The sequence below is a fragment of the Alteromonas sp. 4NH20-0056 genome, assembly GCF_057539655.1.
In genome coordinates, this window is sequence record NZ_BAAJLS010000008.1 from 111,990 (window position 1) to 133,043 (window position 21,054).

The 21,054-nt window shown below is 43.3% G+C and carries 21 protein-coding genes; 11 read left to right on the forward strand and 10 right to left on the reverse strand.

The window, feature by feature from the left end:
• Positions 1-19: 19 nt before the first annotated feature.
• Together AC27EZ_RS14115 and AC27EZ_RS14120 are read left to right on the forward strand one after the other, a co-directional pair.
• Positions 20-3,301 (forward strand): efflux RND transporter permease subunit, encoded by a 3,282-nt coding sequence (locus tag AC27EZ_RS14115; protein ID WP_487135927.1) that lies wholly within the window; start codon positions 20-22, stop codon positions 3,299-3,301.
• A complete protein-coding gene (locus tag AC27EZ_RS14120) occupies positions 3,288-6,353 on the forward strand; it encodes an efflux RND transporter permease subunit (protein ID WP_487135928.1) in 3,066 nt (1,021 codons plus the stop codon). Before AC27EZ_RS14115 ends, AC27EZ_RS14120 begins: the two co-directional genes overlap by 14 nt.
• A gap of 90 nt (positions 6,354-6,443) precedes the next feature.
• Here the strand turns inward: AC27EZ_RS14120 and AC27EZ_RS14125 are convergent, their stop codons facing one another.
• On the reverse strand, positions 6,444-6,764 hold the full coding sequence (locus tag AC27EZ_RS14125; RefSeq protein ID WP_487135929.1) for a hypothetical protein: 321 nt from the start codon (positions 6,762-6,764) through the stop codon (positions 6,444-6,446).
• A gap of 362 nt (positions 6,765-7,126) precedes the next feature.
• The gene (locus AC27EZ_RS14130) at positions 7,127-7,921 is read right to left on the reverse strand and encodes a DUF2189 domain-containing protein (RefSeq protein ID WP_487135930.1); all 795 of its coding nucleotides are present in this window, start codon (positions 7,919-7,921) and stop codon (positions 7,127-7,129) included.
• 361 nt (positions 7,922-8,282) lie between these two features.
• Between AC27EZ_RS14130 and AC27EZ_RS14135 the strand changes: the two genes are divergently transcribed.
• The 5 genes from AC27EZ_RS14135 (at position 8,283) to AC27EZ_RS14155 (ending at position 13,384) form a co-directional block, all read left to right on the forward strand.
• A complete protein-coding gene (locus tag AC27EZ_RS14135) occupies positions 8,283-9,503 on the forward strand; it encodes a pyridoxal phosphate-dependent aminotransferase (RefSeq protein ID WP_487135931.1) in 1,221 nt (406 codons plus the stop codon).
• A 1-nt stretch (position 9,504) separates the two neighbouring features.
• A complete protein-coding gene (gene yfbR / locus AC27EZ_RS14140; protein WP_487135932.1) occupies positions 9,505-10,104 on the forward strand; it encodes a 5'-deoxynucleotidase in 600 nt (199 codons plus the stop codon).
• 12 nt (positions 10,105-10,116) lie between these two features.
• Positions 10,117-11,460, forward strand: coding sequence for an anti-phage deoxyguanosine triphosphatase (locus tag AC27EZ_RS14145; RefSeq protein WP_487135933.1), 1,344 nt, complete (start codon positions 10,117-10,119; stop codon positions 11,458-11,460).
• A 269-nt stretch (positions 11,461-11,729) separates the two neighbouring features.
• On the forward strand, positions 11,730-12,737 hold the full coding sequence (gene msrP / locus AC27EZ_RS14150; RefSeq protein WP_487135934.1) for a protein-methionine-sulfoxide reductase catalytic subunit MsrP: 1,008 nt from the start codon (positions 11,730-11,732) through the stop codon (positions 12,735-12,737).
• Positions 12,737-13,384 (forward strand): protein-methionine-sulfoxide reductase heme-binding subunit MsrQ, encoded by a 648-nt coding sequence (locus tag AC27EZ_RS14155; protein ID WP_487135935.1) that lies wholly within the window; start codon positions 12,737-12,739, stop codon positions 13,382-13,384. Before msrP ends, AC27EZ_RS14155 begins: the two co-directional genes overlap by 1 nt.
• On the opposite strand, the gene AC27EZ_RS14160 is transcribed toward AC27EZ_RS14155, so the two are convergent.
• A complete protein-coding gene (locus tag AC27EZ_RS14160) occupies positions 13,374-13,808 on the reverse strand; it encodes a YqaA family protein (RefSeq protein ID WP_487135936.1) in 435 nt (144 codons plus the stop codon). The genes AC27EZ_RS14155 and AC27EZ_RS14160 overlap by 11 nt on opposite strands.
• A gap of 207 nt (positions 13,809-14,015) precedes the next feature.
• On the opposite strand from AC27EZ_RS14160, the gene AC27EZ_RS14165 reads away from it, so the two are divergent.
• Positions 14,016-14,414, forward strand: a complete 399-nt coding sequence (locus tag AC27EZ_RS14165) for a deoxyguanosinetriphosphate triphosphohydrolase (RefSeq protein ID WP_487135937.1) — start codon at positions 14,016-14,018, stop codon at positions 14,412-14,414.
• A 144-nt stretch (positions 14,415-14,558) separates the two neighbouring features.
• Entirely contained in the window at positions 14,559-14,978 is a 420-nt protein-coding gene (locus tag AC27EZ_RS14170) for a YchJ family protein (RefSeq protein ID WP_487135938.1), read from the forward strand.
• Between the two features lie 55 nt (positions 14,979-15,033).
• On the opposite strand, the gene AC27EZ_RS14175 is transcribed toward AC27EZ_RS14170, so the two are convergent.
• Entirely contained in the window at positions 15,034-15,393 is a 360-nt protein-coding gene (locus AC27EZ_RS14175; RefSeq protein WP_487135939.1) for a DUF3703 domain-containing protein, read from the reverse strand.
• A gap of 340 nt (positions 15,394-15,733) precedes the next feature.
• Between AC27EZ_RS14175 and AC27EZ_RS14180 the strand changes: the two genes are divergently transcribed.
• The gene (locus tag AC27EZ_RS14180) at positions 15,734-16,213 is read left to right on the forward strand and encodes a hypothetical protein (protein ID WP_487135940.1); all 480 of its coding nucleotides are present in this window, start codon (positions 15,734-15,736) and stop codon (positions 16,211-16,213) included.
• A gap of 6 nt (positions 16,214-16,219) precedes the next feature.
• Here AC27EZ_RS14180 and AC27EZ_RS14185 read toward each other — a convergent pair whose 3' ends face one another.
• The 6 genes from AC27EZ_RS14185 to AC27EZ_RS14210 form a co-directional block, all read right to left on the reverse strand.
• Positions 16,220-16,540 carry a hypothetical protein gene (locus AC27EZ_RS14185; RefSeq protein WP_487135941.1) on the reverse strand — a complete coding sequence of 107 codons (321 nt, stop codon included), beginning with the start codon at positions 16,538-16,540 and terminating at the stop codon, positions 16,220-16,222.
• A 36-nt stretch (positions 16,541-16,576) separates the two neighbouring features.
• Complete coding sequence (locus AC27EZ_RS14190) at positions 16,577-16,831, reverse strand: hypothetical protein (RefSeq protein WP_487135942.1); 255 nt, start codon at positions 16,829-16,831, stop codon at positions 16,577-16,579.
• A gap of 143 nt (positions 16,832-16,974) precedes the next feature.
• Complete coding sequence (locus AC27EZ_RS14195) at positions 16,975-17,364, reverse strand: hypothetical protein (protein ID WP_487135943.1); 390 nt, start codon at positions 17,362-17,364, stop codon at positions 16,975-16,977.
• 189 nt (positions 17,365-17,553) lie between these two features.
• On the reverse strand, positions 17,554-18,636 hold the full coding sequence (locus AC27EZ_RS14200) for an MBL fold metallo-hydrolase (RefSeq protein WP_487135944.1): 1,083 nt from the start codon (positions 18,634-18,636) through the stop codon (positions 17,554-17,556).
• 244 nt (positions 18,637-18,880) lie between these two features.
• A complete protein-coding gene (locus AC27EZ_RS14205; RefSeq protein ID WP_487135945.1) occupies positions 18,881-19,447 on the reverse strand; it encodes a hypothetical protein in 567 nt (188 codons plus the stop codon).
• Positions 19,448-19,591: 144 nt separating this feature from the next.
• Positions 19,592-20,443, reverse strand: a complete 852-nt coding sequence (locus AC27EZ_RS14210; RefSeq protein ID WP_487135946.1) for an alpha/beta hydrolase — start codon at positions 20,441-20,443, stop codon at positions 19,592-19,594.
• A gap of 203 nt (positions 20,444-20,646) precedes the next feature.
• Between AC27EZ_RS14210 and AC27EZ_RS14215 the strand changes: the two genes are divergently transcribed.
• Positions 20,647-21,048 carry a hypothetical protein gene (locus AC27EZ_RS14215; RefSeq protein ID WP_487135947.1) on the forward strand — a complete coding sequence of 134 codons (402 nt, stop codon included), beginning with the start codon at positions 20,647-20,649 and terminating at the stop codon, positions 21,046-21,048.
• The last annotated feature ends 6 nt before the right edge of the window (positions 21,049-21,054 follow it).

A 21,054-nucleotide genomic window follows, 5' to 3' on the forward strand; every position in this document is an offset into this window, starting at 1 on the left:
ACGCTTTAAGGAGAGCCTCATGCGTATTGTTGATATTGCCGTAAAGCGGCCCGTTGCTGTGTCTATGTTTACCTTTGCCGTACTTCTATTCGGCATGGTATCGCTAGGACGCCTATCCGTTAATTTATTACCAGACCTGTCATACCCTACCCTCACCATTCGCACTGATTACGACGGGGCAGCACCTGCTGAAGTCGAACAATTGGTATCTAAGCCAATTGAAGAAGCCATTGGGGTAGTGAAAGGGGTAAGAAAAGTAACCTCTACCTCACGCGCTGGGCAATCAGATGTCGTACTCTCTTTTGCTTGGGGCACGGATATGGATTTCGCCAGCTTAGAAGTGCGGGAGAAGTTAGACGTTTTAAGGCTTCCTCTTGATATTGATAAGCCAAGAGTACTGCGCTTCAATCCATCGTTAGACCCTGTCATAAAGTTAGGTCTCACCGATACGCAGCAGCAAACATCATTATCGATAGCAGAAATGAAACGTCTACGCCTGTATGCCGAACAACAGGTAAAGCGCGCCCTTGAATCTGTAGAAGGTGTCGCAGCCGTTCGCATTGGTGGAGGGCTTGAAAACGAAATCCATGTGCTTATCGACCAGCGCAAGGCAAGCCAATTGTCTATTCCAACCACGCAGATTATCGAACGAATACAGGCTGAAAACATTAATGCCGCGGGTGGCCGGGTTGACGGTGATGCACAAGCGTTTTTAGTGAGAACACTTAATCAGTTTGAAAGTTTAGCTGAAATAGAGAACCTCTTCATAGGCCGCTTTGAAGGCCGAAATATTCAGCTAAGAGATGTGGCTACGGTTGAAAGTGCCTACAAAGACCGCGACGTGGTAACTCGCTTCAATGGAAGTGAAGGCGTTGAGATTGCCATTTACAAAGAAGGCGACGCGAATGCGGTTGATGTAGCCAAGCGAGTCGCGGGTCGAATGGAAGAAGTGAAATATAACCTTCCAACGCAATACGATATCTCGCAAATCTACGACCAAAGTGTATTTATTAAGCAAGCTATAGATAACGTTAAGTCAGCAGCCGTTGTCGGCGGCATGTTGGCAATGCTTATTCTATTCCTATTTCTTAAAGACTTTTGGGCCACCGTTATTATCTCAGTTTCAATTCCTGTATCAGTAATCGCGACATTTAACCTAATGTACGCTTACGATATTAGCCTCAACATGATGAGTTTAGGGGGTATTGCCTTGGCGGTTGGCTTATTGGTTGATAACAGTATTGTGGTACTCGAAAATATTGATCGCCATAAAAAACATAATCGCGACATGGTAGAGGGAAACGATGCTGCAAGTACGGGGACTAAGGAAGTATCTGGTGCAATTGTCGCATCAACACTTACCACCATGGCCGTGTTCGTTCCCCTTATTTTCGTAGAAGGCATTGCTGGTCAACTGTTTAGAGACCAAGCCCTTACCGTTTCATTTGCGCTTGCAGCTTCACTTGTTGTAGCGCTTACACTGATTCCAGCGATGGCTCGCAGGCATAAAAGCCAAACGCTTGCCCACCAAGACACCTTCATGGGCACTGAAAAGGCGCAGCCCACGACGCGTTTGGGCAAGGTCATGTATTACCTTACTTTACCCATTCGAATTGTGCTCCGTGTTGTATTCGTCTTTTTACCTGCGGCGTTTATCACGCTCATTATTGGCGCTTGGCATATCGTTGCCAAAGGTTTGTCTTATGCTTTTCGCCCTATTATTTGGGTATTCAATAAAGCGTTTGATGGGCTGTCTACATTTTATAACAAAGCACTCATTATTAGCTTGCGCGCGCGCCTAGCCGTGCTTATCTGTGCAGTCGGTTTAGCAGCAGGTGCAGTAGTGCTCGTTCCCAAATTGGGCATGGAACTTATTCCCACTCTTTCACAGGGCGAGTTTTCCGTTGATGTGACGCTTCCAGCAGGTACGCCACTTTCTGAAACCGATAATACACTCACCGCGTTATCTCGCGTAATACAACAAGATGATAATGTGGCGCGCACGTATGCGATGTCGGGCACTGGCAGTTTAATAAGCGCCTCGGTTAACCAGGGCGGCGATCATTGGGGCCGACTTAATGTCGTCATGAAAGCGGGCATCGACAACAACAGCATTGCATCCACAAAAACCTTGCTTCGTGATGCGCTGTATCAGTTCCCTAATGCGCAAGCTACGTTCAGCGAACCTGCCCTTTTCACCTTTGCTTCGCCTATTCAAATTGAGCTAAAGGGCTACGATTTGAACCAATTGCAACAGTACGGCGACATAGTGGCGGAGACGCTCGCCGAACACGACAACTTTGCTGATATCACGACCAGTATTCGCGCCGGTAATCCAGAGCTTAAGATAGCGTTTCATCATGCGAAGTTGTCACGCTTAGGGCTTGATGCATCGACAGTTTCAAACCTTATTGCCGCTAAAGTAGGTGGTCGAGTTGCAACGCAATACAGTGTTAACGACAGAAAAGTTGACGTGTTAGTCCGAACCCAGGAAAACCAGCGAAGTAATATGGCTAATGTCCGCAATATTGTTGTGAACCCCGGTGCAACGAACCCAGTCACGCTTAGTGCGGTAGCAGATGTATTCATGAGTGTCGGTCCTAGCGAAATTACGCGCGTTGGCCAGCAGCGAGTAGCGCTCATTTCGGCAAACTTGGCAAAGGGAAAGCTTGATGAAGCCGTAAATGTTGTAAACGGCGTATTGGAGAACGTGTCTTTACCGCTTTCAATTAAAGCAGATGTGACAGGCCAAAGCGAAGATATGCAAAATAGTTTTCGCTCACTCCAATTTGCTTTAGCGCTTGCGGTGTTTATGGTTTATTTAGTTATGGCCTCGCAGTTTGAATCGCTACTACACCCCCTGCTTATTTTGTTTGCCGTACCACTAGCGGGCGCAGGTTCTGTATATGGCCTTTACCTGACTAATTCACCGTTAAACGTGGTGGTGTTTATTGGCCTCATTATGCTGTGCGGTATTGTTGTGAACAATGCCATTGTATTGGTCGATAGAATTAATCAACTGCGTCGTGATGGTATGGATAAACACAACGCCATCGTAGAGGCTGCGAAAACGCGATTACGCCCTATTATCATGACAACACTCACCACCGTACTTGGATTGCTTCCGATGGCTTTTGGTGTGGGCGAAGGCGCCGAAATTCGGACACCTATGGCCATCACCGTCATATTTGGATTAATGTTTGCAAGCGTGCTGACACTCATTTTACTGCCCGTCCTCTACAGTTTATTTGATACTAAAGCAGACACCACTGCGACGGAGGCTGCATATGAAAAAGCTTAACGGATTGGGGGCCAGTCTTGCGCGTTTTGCGCTCGCACGCCCCGTTACTATCGGTATGGTATTTCTTTCTATGCTCCTTTTTGGCGTAGTCGCGGGCCGTATGCTTCCCCTTGAAAAATTTCCGGGGATAGATATCCCTGAGATGGTTGTAGAGATCCCCTACCCTGATGCGTCTCCTGTTGAGATTGAAAATATGATCACCAGGCCAGTAGAAGAAACGATTGCAACGATGTCGGGTATTAAACGCCTTCGAGCACGCTCTTACGATAATAAAGCAGAGATCGTGGTCGAGTTTGACTGGGATGAAAACTTAAAGGCAAAAAGTATTGAGGCTCGTGAGAAAATAGACGCGATACGCCATCTTTTACCAAATGATGTAGAGCGTATTATGGTGTATAAGTTTAACACTAACGATATGCCAATTTTCCAATTGCGAGTATCAAGTGACCGAGATTTATCAAACGCGTATGACCTGTTAGAGCGCAACTTGAAGCGCCCTTTGGAGCGCGTTCCTGGCGTATCCAAAGTTGAGCTTTATGGCACAATGAAACGTCAAATCACTATTCGATTAGATCCTAAACGTCTTGTCGCATACAGCATTGATACTCAAGCACTTCAGCAAAAACTCAATGACGCTAACTTTTCTTTAACCGCCGGTTATATGTACGACAACGGTGAGAAAATCTTGGTCAATCCGCACGGTGAATTTACCGACATTAATGATTTTAAAAACATGTGGGTAGCCCCCAATGTAACGTTGGGTGATATCGCCGTTATTAATTACGAATTGCCAGAGCGCAGTGAAGGGCGTCATTTGGACAGAACCTTCGCAGTCGGGTTTAATATTTTTCGTGAATCAGGCAGTAACCTCGTTGAAGTATCAGAGGCGGTAATGAGAGTGGTCAATGAAACAAAGGCTGATCCAGAGTTTACCGGTATCAATTTGTTTGTGATGGACGACACCGCAAAAAGTGTCACGTCGTCACTATCTGATTTACTCAATGCGGGCTTATTAGGCGCGTTACTGTCGGTTGTCGTGTTGTATTTATTTCTTCGTCAGCTTACTACCACGCTAATCGTCGTCCTTTCAGTACCTTTTTCGATTTGTATCACCTTAGGCGTGATGTATTTATTGGGATATACACTCAATATCTTATCGCTAATGGGGTTAATGCTAGCGGTAGGCATGTTGGTTGATAACGCTGTCGTCATTACCGAAAGCATTTTTCAAGAAAGGCAAAAAGATAGCAACATTGAAACTGCGACGCAATCTGGTGTCAACAAAGTCAGTTTAGCAGTAATCGCAGGTACTGCGACGACAGCGATTGTTTTCCTCCCTAATATTGTAGGCGTAAAAATTGACGTTACTGTGTTTCTCGAACATGTCGCTATTGCTATCTGTATCTCGCTGTTCGCCTCATTATTTATCGCTAAAACGCTTATTCCCCTGCTAACCACTAAGGTAAATATTCCAACGAGTAAAAAGCCACAAACACCTAAATATATAAGCGCTTATGGCAAGATACTGGGTTGGGTATTACAAAACCAAGGTAAAACGTCACTTATTGCAGTGATGATTTTAGCTTCTACCGTTATTCCAATGCAGGTTGTATCCTCAGACGACGAGGGGAACAACAATCAAGAGCGTATCTGGCTAAATTACCATCTCACGCAAAATTATACGCTTGATGAGGTAGAGAAAACCGTTGATAAGATGGAAGCTTACCTCTATGAAAATCAAACGCGTTTTAATATTAAACAAGTCTACACCTACTTTACTCCTGGCTTTGCCATCAGTGGCATTACACTTAATGACGAATTATCGGTAAGTGTAAGCGAGATAAAAGAAGCAATTCGAGAAGATATGCCATTATTTGTCCGCGCCCGCCCCTCGTTTCAATGGGAGAGTGGTAATGGCGGCGGCGTGCGCGTCACTCTTCTTGGCGAATCCTCAGAGACCCTGCTCGACATCTCAGAACAGATCATTCCTATACTTAGTAATATCGAGGGCTTAGAGGATGTGAAAGCAGATACGGGAGCTAAGCGCGACGAAATCCAAATTAGAATAGACAGAGAAAAAGCTAACCGTCTAGGAGTCCAAATTGCTGACGTCGCTCGCTTAGTAGCTACCGCCCTGCGCGGTAACAACTTACGCACATTTCGCTATGGTGATGCGGGTGAAGTAGCCGTACAGCTTAAGTTTGGCAGCGATGTACAATCGTCATTACAAGCCCTCAAGAATATTAATATTGGCTTTAATCAAGGACAATCTATTACGTTATCAATGATTGCCGATTTCACGGTAGCTCAACAGCTTTCTCAAATAAACCGAAGTTACCGACAGACTGCGTTAGATATTGGCGCAAATCTCGAGAGCGAGACTACGATGGAGCAAGTCAGAGAGCGCATTGAGCTAGCGCTAAGTCATATTCAACTGCCTACTGGCTACCAGTGGACACTTGATGGGGGGTTCTCACGCCAAGATGAAGCGAATGCAGTCATGCAAATGAACATGTTGCTTGCACTATGTATGATCTACGTGGTGATGGCGGCACTATTTGAATCACTGGTACTTCCAACATCTGTAATAACGTCATTACTGTTTTCATTCACAGGTGTTTTTTGGGCGTTTATGATAACCGGTACCTCGATGTCCGTGATGGGCATGATTGGTATGCTTATTTTAATGGGTATTGTCGTGAATAACGGTATTGTACTGGTTGATAGAATCAATCAGTTGGTTAACGAGGGTGTAGAACTCTACGACGCTGTCGTTTCAGGCGCAGTATCTCGAATTCGTCCGATATTAATGACAGTGGCAACCACGGTATTAGGTTTGGTGCCGCTTGCGATGGGGACGACAAGAATTGGTGGAGACGGGCCTCCCTATTCACCGATGGCTATTGCTATTATTGGCGGGCTGATATTTTCTACGCTAACCAGTTTATTTCTGGTCCCTTTAGCGTACGTTCTATTACTCAAACTACGTTTTCACACCCAACGTATTACCGCAAACGGGCGTCGTCGCGTTGCAAAATGGGTAAGCGTGTAATGGTTAAAGCAAAATGAGGGATGGGTCAGAAGTGGGAGTTAGCAGCGAACGAACATGCTGCCTTCACCCACTTACTAAGCCTAAGCACAATTAAATACGTGAAGTTAGGTAATCACGAACCGCATCTGCGTTACGTTCTTCAGAGAATTTAATTAGGTTTGTACCGTTACACGTTAGGCCATTTTCAGCCGTAACCATGCGTAATACTTCACGTTGACTAGCGCCAATACGACCAACGTTACGCGCGACGTTTGAACGTAATACTTTTACATCGTCAAGAACGATAGCTTTACAAAAACCAGCATATTGTGTTTCGCCAACGAAGCGAACGTTTTGTTGCTCTGTATTAGCAGAAGCATTGAACGTTAGCGCTACGGCAGCAGTTACAGCAAGCGTTTTTAATAGTTTCATGATGTGTACCTTAAATAGTTAGCAAGTGGTTTTAGCGTTAGGGGTAATCCCTGAACGCCATTAAGTTATGCACGATATTTAAAAGTATTTCTGTTGAATCTTTGTGTGAGTAGCGTAAAAACGAGGTAAATTGAGTTGTTATAGAAATGAAAAACCAGTAACACCATGATTTTTATACGTTTTAACAAATTCATAATTCCAAAAAAGAATTAAAAAGAAGATAATTAAAACAAAAAGGTATAATACTTTAGTCTAGATCTTGTAATTTAAGAACGCATAACCTGAAAAATTAACAAATAAAAAATAAAAAGCGCGCAATAAATGCGCGCTCCTACCAACAAGTGTTGTAATAAAACTACACTTTACTCGTATTTTCTTTCTCTTTTGGTTTCTATAGCATCGATATAGCCATGCCACGACGCGTAACCAATTAGTGGCATGAGTATAATGAAACCAACGAAGCCGGTAACAAAACCAATAGCGACTGCGGTAAATATAATTCCACCCCAGATAAACATTGGTACTTTATTTAGCCAAACCGCATTGATACTTGTCAGCACTGCGGTACCAAGGTCTACCTTACGTTCCATTAAAATGGGTTGTGTAAACGCGGTAATAAATAACATCCCTACAGTAAATATTGCGCCAACGATTGTGCCTAACACCAAAAACGGCAGTAAACTTTCAATGGTTACATTTGTATTTTGTGGGTAAAGCGCATGAATCAATGACGCTACACGCAACCAAAATATCATTAGGAACATAAGAAGTAGTGCAAAGCCCCACTCGTTAAATGCATTTCGTCTCATTGCGCGAAGTGAGTGTCGAAGTGTCGGCTTGTGACCTTTTTCCATTTCCCAACTAACATCGTAGAGGCCTGCTGCTAGAAATGGCCCAATAAGCATAAAGCATACAATGGCGGGCATAATAACGAGGTGCCAGCCAGTCATTTGCACAAGAAGTGCAATTGCCCAGGGAATAACGGCGAACAGTACGCCATAAAATACGGTCAAGCCTGGTGCGCGCATTGCATCGCGAAGGCCTAGCGAAAGCCATTTAATAGGGTCGCCAATATCTAACTCCTTACAGGGTATGACACGCGCAATCTTGCTTTGTGTCATCGGAGTTTCTGGGGTTTCTTTAAAGTGGTGCGACATGTTCCGGTTACCTCTAGTAGTAATCTCGTCGGTTGTTGTGAACGCCATTTTCTTGCGTTTCTATTACTACGATAGGCGCAAACACAAAAGTTCACAACTTATTAACATAAATTTTAAACTATTTGATGAAACAAAGAGGAAGTTGCCTTCAACAAGACTGTTTTTGGCGGTTGCCTTTAGTGAAAAACAGACTTTTTTGCTAAATTTTTCTAGTTTTATGCGGTTTTGATGATAAATACTGCTTGCTTGCGGTCATAAATTAACCAGATAGAAAAAAATTTGTATTTAGTATGCAAATTTGCCATCGCATCCCTTATCGCTTTGCGATACTCTCAGGGTATGTAAATCAACCAGATAGACCATGAAACCAGTATCACGCTCACACAAGTTAGATAACGTTTGTTATGACATTCGCGGCCCTATTGCAGCGCAAGCTAAGAAAATGGAAGACGAAGGGCACCGTATTTTAAAATTAAACATAGGCAACCCTGCCCCGTTTGGTTTTGAAGCACCTGATGATATCCTGAAAGATGTTATTCATAACCTACCGACTTCTCAGGGATATTCAGATTCTACGGGGATCTATGCAGCCCGTGTTGCCGTGATGCAGTATTACCAACAGCGTAATATAAAAGATATTCGCGTTGATGATGTCTATATCGGCAATGGCGTGAGCGAGTTGATAATGATGGCGATGCAAGCATTACTTAATCACGGCGATGAAGTATTGATCCCAAGCCCCGATTACCCGCTATGGACAGCAGCGGTAAGTCTCTCTTCTGGTTCTCCGGTACATTACCGCTGTGATGAACAAGCCGGCTGGTTCCCTGATCTTGATGATATAAAGAGTAAGATCACCAGCAAGACCCGAGCGATTGTGTTAATCAATCCCAATAACCCAACCGGCGCAGTATATGATAAAGCGTTATTAGAGGATGTGGTTGAAATTGCGCGCCAGCATAACCTGGTGGTATTTAGTGATGAGATTTACGATAAGATTCTCTATGACGAAGCGCAACACACTAGCATCGCCTCACTCGCTGATGATGTGTTTTTTGTTACCTTTGGTGGCTTATCAAAAAATTATCGAGTCGCAGGGTTTCGCTCTGGTTGGCTCATAGTCAGCGGCAACAAACGGCTTGCTCGTGACTATATTGAGGGGCTAAATATTTTGTCGTCGATGCGCATGTGCGCAAACGTTCCCTGCCAAAGCGCTATCCAAACCGCGTTAGGCGGTTACCAAAGTATTAACGACCTCGTTGCTGAGAATGGCCGCTTGCGCATACAACGGGATGTTGCAACGGACATGCTAAACGGCATTGAAGGCGTTCACTGCGTAAAACCTAAAGGTGCCATGTATTGTTTTGCCCGTGTGGATGAGAAGAAATTCAACATTCATAATGATGAGCAAATGATATTAGATTTGTTAAGCGCTGAGAAAATCCTGTTGGTTCATGGCCGAGCATTTAATTTAAACGAGGGTATTTATTTTCGTTTGGTGTTCTTACCCCATAGCGACATATTAGTACCCGCTCTCCACCGCATAGGAAACTTCTTCCGCCATTATAAGCAAGGTGCATAACGTGTCAGATAAAAGTCACTTTTTTGCTCATATGGCGCGGTTAAAGTTAATCAATCGTTGGCCGCTTATGCACAATGTGCGTACTGAGAACGTACAAGAGCATAGTTTGCAAGTCGCCATGGTAGCGCATGCATTGGCGTTGATTAAGAACCGCTTTTTTGGCGGCACGTTGAACCCAGATCGTATTGCTACCATTGCGATGTTTCATGACGTGTCTGAAGTACTTACTGGCGATTTACCTACACCCGTTAAGTATTTCAACCCCGCAATCAAAGAAGAATATAAGAAAATTGAAAAGATCGCAGAAAATAAGCTGATCGAAATGGCGCCAGAGGCCTTTCGTGATGATTATGCGGCGCTTATCGATGGTCATTATCATTCAGAAGAAGAATCGTTTATCGTCAAGGCCGCCGACGTATTATGTGCCTACTTGAAAACCCTTGAAGAGTTAGCCTCTGGCAATCGCGAATTTACGCTGGCAAAGAAGCGCTTAGACGGAATTTTGAAGGAATATCATTCTGAAGAAGTGGATTACTTCTTAACCCGTTATGTACCAAGCTTTTCACTTAGCCTTGATGAAATAACACAAGACGAAATGTAAATAAGGAATGGAATGAGCCTTAGTCATTGGGAAGAAGCATTACAGGCCAGACGGTTACCAAGAAGTGTTAGCCGAGATGGTGACCATCGCAACGCCTATCAACGAGACAAAGCACGGGTGTTGCACAGTGCGGCTTTTCGACGTTTACAGGCAAAAACACAAGTACTCGGCGTTGGACAGAGTGACTTTTATCGTACTCGCCTTACTCATTCCCTAGAGGCTGCGCAGATTGGTACCGGAATCACGGCACAGTTATGCGGTAAATATCCCGACATTACCGATAGTCTGTCTTTAGACCCTACACTCATCGAAACGCTCTGTTTAGCGCATGACATAGGGCACCCTCCCTTTGGTCACGGTGGTGAAATTGCACTGAATTATATGATGCATGATCACGGCGGTTTTGAAGGTAATGGGCAAACATTTCGTATTATCACTCAATTAGAACCTTATACCGCTGATCACGGCATGAATCTTTGTCGTCGCAGTATATTGGGCCTTGTTAAATACCCCAATTTTATTGACACGTTGCATACCTCGAACGCGGCTGCTCCTCGTCCAGTATCGCTAAGACAAGTAAAAGCCCATGATTGGCATCCGCCGAAAGGGTTATTTCGCTGTGACGAGCCGTTGTTTGATTGGTTACTTGCGCCGTTTAGTCACAATGATATAGATAAATTCATGAGCTTTACACGTCGTGATGAGGCCCACAGTAAGACTCGCTTTAAATCGTTCGATTGCTCTATCATGGAACTCGCCGACGACATCGCCTACGGTATCCACGATTTAGAAGATGCCATTGTGATGGAAATGGTAAAAAAAGAGGCATTTGATAGAGATGTAACGGGTCCGCTAAAAGCGATAGGTGTTCCGTGGCTGTCTGAAAATATCACCGTGCTTAGTGAGAAATTGTTTAGTCACCAGCATCACGAACGCAAAAACGCGATTGGGGCACTGGTAAATACCTTTATTACCGCCATTGTTATAAACAATATAGAAGAGTTTGAGCACCCGCTATTAGCCTTTAATGCGTCAATGCCAGATACATTTGCTCAAGCTTTGGAATGTTTTAAGCGGTTTGTATATCAAAACGTTATCCGCCGGCCTGATGTACAGCTTTTGGAATACAAAGGCCAATTGGTTGTTATGGAACTGTTTGAAGCATTTAGCTCCGATCCAGAGCGGTTGCTGCCCGACAATACTCAAGAGCGATGGCACAGCGCGCAAGCCCAAGGCAACGGGATGCGGGTGTTGTCAGACTATATTTCAGGCATGACTGACGAGTTTGCTTCGCGCCTCTACGCCAATATATTTTCACCTAAGCAAGGTGGCATTCAAGATGGGTTTCACATATAAGTAGTCAAAGAAGTGTAAGCCACACACAAAAAGTACTATTTTTATTCGACGTGCTCATTAACTATCATGGCGGATATCGTTAACTCGCTGAAAGTCCCCGTTTATTACACTTCATAAATAGTGAAATTTTTTCTCGTAACATCAGGTCTTTAATCATAACTGGTTCGAGCACTTTGCTTCAGAATCACCCGTCATGCTTGCGTGAAACCAATTGTGATTGCCACGCGTAGTAATACTATAAATAACTGTTTACCTACGGGATGTAATCTATGCCAACGCCGTTTAAGCCGTCAGTAAAGCTAACCGATAACGATGTAACCGATAAAAGTGTGTACTTAAACAGAAGGCAACTTCTTAAATCGATGGGGTTTATTGGTGCATCGTCGTTACTTGCTAAATCTGCGGGCGCGGCGAGCTGGTTTTGGGAAGAAGAAAAGAAAGCCGAGATGTTTAAAACGCAACCCTTGTCGTTTTCTAAGCCCGACGCTTACCAAATTTCTGAAGTACTTACACCAAAAACTAAGGCAACGACCTACAATAATTTTTACGAGTTCGGCACGTCTAAAGACGCGCCCGCGAAAAATGCGCAAGGCTTGCAGACTAAACCTTGGACATTGAAAGTAGACGGACTCGTTCAAAATAAATTGGAGCTTGACGCGGACGATTTAACCGCTAGCTCCCCGTTAGAGGAGCGGATTTACCGACTACGTTGTGTGGAAGCCTGGTCTATGGTTGTACCCTGGATAGGATTCGAACTCGCCGCATTACTAAAAAAAGCTGCACCACTATCTTCAGCTAAATATGTGGTTTTTGAGACGCTCTACGATCCAGAGCAAATGCCGGGACAAAACAGTCGCTTCATGGGTGGCGGTATTGATTACCCTTATGTCGAGGGATTACGCTTAGATGAGGCAATGCACCCGCTTACTATGATGGCCGTTGGGTTGTATGGCGAAACACTTCCTCCGCAAAACGGCGCACCTATTCGTTTAGTGGTGCCATGGAAGTACGGCTTCAAAAGCATTAAAAGTATTGTACGTATTAGGCTTACCGACAAACAGCCCCCCACAACGTGGAATCGTCTCGCGGCTAATGAATATGGGTTTTATGCTAACGTAAACCCAAACGTGTCCCATCCGCGATGGAGTCAATCCAGTGAAAGACGGATAACAACCGGTGGCTTGTTATCACGAAACCGAATCGATACACAAATGTTCAATGGTTATGACGAAGTAGCCTCAATGTACACCAACATGGACTTGTCTCGTTTTTATTAATGCGCTTATTAAATAAACCCGTTCGATTTAGTTCGTTAACTCACCATACGCTAAAGGCGCTTATTCATCTATGCGCGATTGGGTATCTGGTGTTTTTATTTTATGCTGGCATTAACGATAATTTGGGCCCTGATCCTGTCGATACACTGTTAAATGAAACGGGTATTTGGGCTATTCATTTGCTGTTTATTACGTTACTACTTAGCCCGTTAGCCAAATTATTACCTAGCCCCGAGCCTATCCAATTTAGGCGTATGATTGGCGTATACGTGTTTGTGTATGCATGTGCACATTTAGCAACATACATTTTATTCGAGCTTCAGCTTGATATGGCACTCGTTGCCAGCGAAATCGTTTCTAGGCCGTATATAATTGTCGGAATGCTTGCATTCATACTATTGCTTTTATTAACCGCTACATCGTTCAGGCGCGTTAGGAAATCAATGGGAAAACGATGGCAGCAACTTCACAATAGCATTTACGTAATCATGGGCTTAGCGCTGGTTCATTTTAGTTGGTCACAAAAGACATTTTGGCAAGAGCCAGTGTTCTATTGGCTTTTTGCTGTTGTGATACTTCAAGGAAGATTACGAGGAATAATGGTGCAGGCATACACCCGATGGCAACGTAATCGCGCTAAGGTGTAAATAACACGAGTAGAATCGCATAGCGTGTGGTTTTGCAAAGAGCGACAACCGTGATGAAAAATGCAAATCGTGTTTTTAGCACTCCTGCCAATAATGTGAGCGGATCACCAATAATAGGCACCCATGCGAGCAATAAAGACCACCTACCCCAGCGGTTGAAAAACTGTTCCGCGCGCACTAGCGATCTCGGTGACATACGTAACCATGATACTGCTACGGTTTTACCGTATTTGAAGCCAATAATATAGTTTACCAACGCCCCCCCCACATTACCGAGCGATGCAACAATACCTAACAAAATGAGTGGGCGGGTATCTTGTGCTAATGCCACCAATACGACCTCTGAGCTAAACGGCAAAATTGTTGCAGCTAAAAAGGCAGACAAAAACATACCTACTAAGCCATATGTTGCTAAACCGCTCACATTTTACTCCTTATCGTATCCTCTATAAATATACGCGAATTCATTAACTTACGCACACTTCACTTCATAAACATCAATTATGTACATGATGTATTCCCGCATTGTGTGAAAAAGACGCAATTTTTTCTTGCAATATAGCCAACTTAAAACTACTGTATACCCATACACACTGTATAAGAAAACAGTATATTAATTTTGAGGTTTACAATGAATACATCCCCCATTGCTCGTTTAAATGCACTACGCACCTCAGTTTCTAATGTTGTGCAACTTCCCCTTCCTTTCGAAGGCTACCCTGGCGAAGGTAAAAGTAACAATAGTAAAGGATGGAGTTACCTTTTATCTAACTCTGTATGTTTCAAAAAAGGGGTGAACAACGCCATTCGTATTCAAAAACCTGAAAAAGAAAAAGTACCGGAATGGATCAGCAAATTAATCATGAGCGGCCAGTGTAAAACCTTGTATGTTGAAGATATTGATTTAGATTTACAGCCCACTGACAGTGATATGATTAGACAGCTATGTTCTCTCTATTCGGTTAGTCTCATTAATGTAAGCGTTAAGAGTAGCGATGATGAGAATAATGTCGCGATAGGCCCATGGTAATTTAATAAACAAATAGGTAGCATGCGCATTAATAATTAGGGGGTGTAGCCATGAACCTCCCCATTACACTCGAGCAATTTTATGCGTTGTTACTGCTGTTCAAATAAACTTTTTTCTCAATGTTGCCAGCCTTTTGTTGAAGGTATGCGTTTACCGCAAACCGCTGAGCAATTAATGCGTTCCCGTTTTACTGCGTATGCCATCCACCGTTATGACTACGTATTAAATACCTACAGTAGCGAAAAACGGAGCACGCTAAGCGTAACGCAGTTAGAAGAAAGCGCAGCGGGTGCAGTATGGTTTGCTTTGTCAGTGATGCCTAGTCAGACGGTGTCACTCGATAATGAAAGCGATATGGTAGAGTTTACTGCATATTACTTTGAAGGTAAGTCGCTCTTTCAGCTTCATGAAACGTCCAGTTTTTTGAAAGAAGAAGGCAGTTGGCGTTATCACGATGGAGTACTTGCGGATGATTGCGGAAAGGTAAAATATGGTCGTAACCTTCCTTGCCTTTGCAATAGCGGCAAAAAGTTTAAGCAATGTTGCGCAACCAAAGTGCGTTGAACACTACTTGGAAACGCTACTACCTACATCCCGCCCTAACAATCAATAAAGCGTGTTACCCCGTTACGCGAGCTTTATGTATTTTGACAGCAAGTGCTTGAGGTATGGGCATGGGCGTAAAAGGGCTCACATTTGAACCTCCGGTATTTCCCTCGGGCACTAATCCAAACACCGTCTTTGTCGCAGCGCCCACTATGCGTAACAACTGACCCCGTGCTTCTCTAAAATCTTTGTTTTTTATTGCCCAATGCAGCATTAGTAGGTGTGCCTTAGTATGCAGCCAGGTAGAGTGCTGCCCTAACACGTGCGCATTCTCTAAATGCTTAAAAGCGTCCTCTGGACGATATTCGTCACTTGCAACCTTTGCCTTATTGAGTTCATCGAACACTGCGGGCTTAATTTTTCGTGAGTACATAGTGAGACTGTCCAATCGTTTATGATGTACGCTATCTTAACGGTATTTTGTCATCTCAAACAAGATACTTTAGACCGCGATATTCTGCTAGTCGCTGGCTGCGACACATTAGCGTATCAACATCGATACGCTCGTATATAGTTACGAAGTTTATCTTTTGCCACCAAATGTCGAACCAAAAAAAATAACAATAGATTTCAAGCGCTTAGGAGGTTATCAGTTCGCCTTTAAAGAAATTCACTTAAATTACGCTAGGACTACCCTAAACTAATTCACTATAGATTTTTAACGCATCGCCCTCTACGCTTCGCCGTTATAGAAAACGGCGTTCGCGATTAGAATGAAGCAATATTTACTGACAACCACAATCATACTCGCAGTGTTAACCATAGCATTTGGCATGTCACCAGCGTTTGCTAACCAAAGCGATACGCATATACCGGGCGTGTTTATTGGTTATACCACGACAAAAGATGAAACGCATTTTACCCTCGGCGTGGAATACACCTACAAGTTTGACGATCATTGGGGCGTGGGTGCAGTTTACGAAGAAACAGAGGATATGCATCATGGTGACGGCATACAGGTAGCCGTAGCGTCGCTATTTTATTACCCCGTTCACGATTTAAAGTTTGGTGTTGGTATTGGGCATGAAAAATTTGGAGGCGACGACCCGCATTCAGAGCGCGTTTATCGTCTCAGTGTTGCCTATGATATTCATGTTTCAAAAATTGAAATCGAACCTTTATTTGCCATAGATATTGTTGACGGACAAGCAGATTACGTTTTAGGTATAGGTTTAGCGTGGCCATTCGAATAGCAAAGGTTATTGAGGTTTATCATAAACTGGCAGGCCTAGTTCAGCGCCTAACCCTTCTACCGGCCTGGCGGGCCCTACAACGTTACCAAGTGCGCTAGCGGACCACGAACATACCAATACTGACGTCCCCTTTCGAAGGCTGCATTGCCACTGTTTCGCACTCTCGTTCAGCACACGGTAGTCATCGGCAATCTCCCACCCGTTCTCAACGTAATTAACAATAAGTTTTTCAAACGTTAAGAACGGTATAGATTGAATAATTCGCCAATCGTGCTTTTTAAATTTACGTGCAGTGTAACGTTGCTTAATCGTGGAAAAAAAACTCATGTTGCCCCCTTCTCAGCGGTAAAATATCAGTAACAATTAGCGGCGACTTATGGTTCCGGTTTGCTGGCCCAAAGGACTGGCACACGAGCATGGCATTCCTACTATTTCCTGGTTTGGTGCCGGGCACGAGCCAAATTCACCATCAGAACTGTAGCGGCATATTGAACCGAAAGACGGGCTGTCGAAACCAACATCATTGCCATCTTCATCATTATTGGTTTGAAATGCACACCCTACGCTTATTAATAGTGACATCGATATGATTAAGGTAGTACGCCACTTGGTTCTCATAATACACCATAAAATAGTCTTTTCATGACACAATAAGCTTATAACTGCTTAATTTATAACGCTATGTCAAACTACCTATTAACACAAGCTCTTTTGACAAATACCACCAGCGTGGTGAAGTACCGCCTGTAATATCACCGTTATCAAATAACCATGACCGTAGGGGTTAGATTAGAAAACACTTCGTACAATGCGGCACTTGCGATAAATAACATCGCTAAAATATTCAGCGAGTATGATATTTTTCTGTAGCGACGCCCTAAGTAACGTATATGGAAATATTCAACCACAATAGCAATCACGTTAAGTACCGTCGCACCAATCCCTAAACATAACGACATAATCGTCACGTCGAAGAGGCCAAATGGCGGTACTCCCGTCAAGCCAGGATAAGTAAGTGAACATCGATATAAGCAGTAGCAACATATGCTCATCAGTATTAATGCCCATACGATATGTACAATACGATGCGGCATTGAAATATGATGGCGCCGTGGCTCTTCTATTCCTTGATAGTCAAAATAATCGTCCATGATCTCTCTCAATTTGGGGCTTAAACTAGATATTAATGCGACTAAAGCGCTTTATATGCTTTGTTAACGTCGCACAAAATCATCTCGAAATCAAAGCGTAGTGTTGATGTAATTCCGAAACTGTACTTTTGGGCACGAGCCTGAACCTATCGGGCACCTCTTTTTTTGTTGTTTCACAGTTTCAGCGCATTAAAGTTTGACGGTCTCACCCTCATTCAAAATGTACCAAGGTATACTGCTTTTTAGTTCATTTTTCATATGTAAAAAGCGAAACAGGGCCGAGTGAGACGTTTTATCACCCATGCGCCACGAGGCATTCCCGTATCCCCATGGAATGGCAATACGACAGTTTAGGTCATCAGCGGCCACGATTGCATCTTCTGGCGTTGTATGGACATTGCGGTACCAGCCAGGTGAGTCTTCACTAAAATAAGAAGCAATGGGGAGTAAGCAAATATCAATGGAGCCAAAACGCTCGCCAATGTCTTTAAAATGTGGGGAGTAGCCAGTATCGCCGGCGAAAAATAAAGTATGGCCATTGTTTTCTATGATCCACCCTCCCCATAGCGAGGCATTGTCGTCTTCGTAAAGAAAAGGTACCCATATACGATTACTAAAGTGATGGGCGGGAACAAAGTGCACGTTGCTTTCACCTATCACAGTGTTTGAATACCACGCCATTTCAGTGATGTTAAAGCCGCCATCTGGAAAATGCTCAGAAATGCCTAAGGGAACGAGATACTCCGGCGTGTTACCTATATCGCTAATATCTGACTTGTTAAAATGATCGTAATGAATGTGCGAATACATTATTGCATCAGTATTATGTAGTGTTTGATCATTTAACTGCGTGGGAGGATTGCGATAAAAACCTTCAGATAATTTGAATGCTAAGTCAACAGGCCAATCAAACTGCTCAAATACAGGGTCGAATAACAATTGTTCATTACTCTTCGTTGTAATAGCAAAACTGGCATGTCCTAACCACTGAACCGCAAAGCCTGTATTGAGATTAACATCTGCATTTATTCCGCGGTACATGCAGTCTTGCATGTCAGATTCACACTCAATATCTGTATTATCGGGGTAGCAGTTTTCTTCGCAGGTTACCGGGTACGCTTTAACTTTACGATACAGATTACTGAATCTATCTTCGTAACCTTCTATGCTCGAATGTTTTACCACAGATGTAGGTGGGGCGAGTGTTTTCACGTTGTTAACAACAGCACAACCACTAATTGCAACCACAATGAATGTAAAAGCGTATTTCATGACAAGCTCTGTGAGATGTAATAAATTGATATTATTATATATTTACAAAAAATAAGAATAACTATGCATAATAAAGAGTAAGAAAATGTTACCTAAATTTGAAGGTTTCACTTAGTGTAAAAATGAGCTATCACTTTTATATGTAATAAATAACGCTATGAATCGTAAAAAGAATGAAAGGCAATAGTCGTCATCAATGATAACGAACTATTACCTTTATCTATCGTCATCTCTAAAGTTGTATCTAAGAATGTTTACGAAATAATGTTACAATTAATTGCAAAAACAATACGACCAAAATACCCCATATCGCATAGTCAGACGGTGGTAGCTTCATTTCTGCTGCCATTCTGGTTTCTATAGCCTCTGCCTTTTTTTGTTTTTCTTTATACAACCTACCATAGTCTATTTTTTGATTTGCACTGAGTCCTTTCATTTGTCTGTAGTACTTCTCGTACACGCTGTCTATTGCTCTCGATGTAGGTAGGATGCGAGCTTCATACAACGCTATCGCTTTTTCTTTATTTCCGTGTAAAAAGTGCGCCTGAGCAGCCGTATCTAAATGAGCAATGTCGTTAGACAATTCCAATACTTCCGCTAAGTATTCGTAACCATCTAAACTCTGCTTACGTTCAACGTGCCCCCATAGAAAGCTATTTACTTCACTTAAATCACTCTGCGTTATATTTCTAGAGTCTGAGTCCAATGCAGATGATATGCTCGCTACATCCCCAAAAAAGCTAAACCACCCGGCATTCGCCCCAACAGGCACCAATAGACACAGTAAAATTAACAACCTTTTTATTTTCACACACACTTCCTTTTTATTTTTATTAGCTCAACACATTGTTGCGTCTAAACCATAACACCCGAATGTTAAAATATGAACATTGAATAAACGGTCTTTACTTCAAGTCTAGATGCCTCATACAACTCCCTAATCTTGAGGGCACATTCAATCTTTTTTATCCAAAATGTGCTTCAATCCGTAGTACCAACTTAACAACGCTACTGTACCGTGGGTTTCATTCTCGAAATAACGTTTTTCTACTATGAAATCATCCCGTTGATGGCCAGCAATATTTTGATAAAACGCTTGCCCCCACTGGTAGTTAACCTCACCTATTTCTTCAAACGCGCTGTTATTTGCGAAAGTGAAAAGCACCGTATTGATGTCGCTGCCTGGTTGCCAGCTTCTTGCTTCATAGGTACGATTTAAGTAATTGTTGTCCCAAAGGTAGGTGGCATCAATTATCAAGTAATCGGTAAATGAATGTGGCGCTTCTAGTAATACATACCCGGCAAACAAACCACCAAATGACTCACCAATTACTATACGTTGCTGATTGACGCGATAGTGTACTTGAATGTATGGAATAAGCTCTTGATTAAAAAAGGTAAGATACTGCTTTGCTTTGCCAATATCACTAAAGCGCTCTAAAAGCGTACCGTTAAATTCCCAGTTAACATTAGTCGGCGTGAGATCTCGTTCTCGTATGGCGTTATCACTGCTGGGGACTGCGACGATAATCGCTTCATGCACCTGGGTATCGAGCGTTTCGGTGCTTAACCCCTCAAGCATGCCCGCAATCGCTTTCATACGATGCATGTCACCATCGAGAACGTATAACACTGGGAAACGACGCGTTTTTTCAAGATGATAAGAAGGCGGTAAGTATACATGGTAAGTGCGCGCCTCATTCATAACCGTTGAGGTAATTGAGTGAGAACTTGCAATGATATTACTCGCTACGCATGGTAGAAGAACCTGAACCATAATAGCGGTAAGTAGCAATAATGATTTCACTAACTCGTCCTTGTGATGTAATTTCTGATGCGCAACAGCTACCGCGCTTTCCTGATGGGATATTACGCCTTAAAAGGTGTAATTTTTCAACGTTTGTTGCTTATCGACTTTTTGCAAGCCATCGTGGCGTTGATCCATATCAACGCAGCATCAGGCATAATACGCCACACTACTAGCATCTACACTCCTATACGAAACCAAGTATGTTAAGCTTAGTAGACGATACAAACTCAAACCACAGTATCACGCCACAGCCGCACGGCTTATATAAGCTATCGTTGAAGCCCAGCGTGCAGGTGGCGATTGAAACAAAGCCAGTATTCGGCGCCAATATTACCCTGCACCGCCAGGTGATAGAACACGATAGTTTTATTGCGCAGCCGGATAATGTTATTGGTTGGCTAGATCAAGGCGGTCTGTCTTACTTCACGGTGAATATCGGGGCTGGCTTCACTCATGGCACGTCATCAATCTTACTCCCATCACAATTTCTCAGCGCGTCTAGCGGAATATTGAGAGTCACCTCACCCACAAGGGTATATATCATCGCAAAAAACACCGCAGACATTCGCACACATGGCTTACTTTTTTTTACCCCAATGTAATGCTAA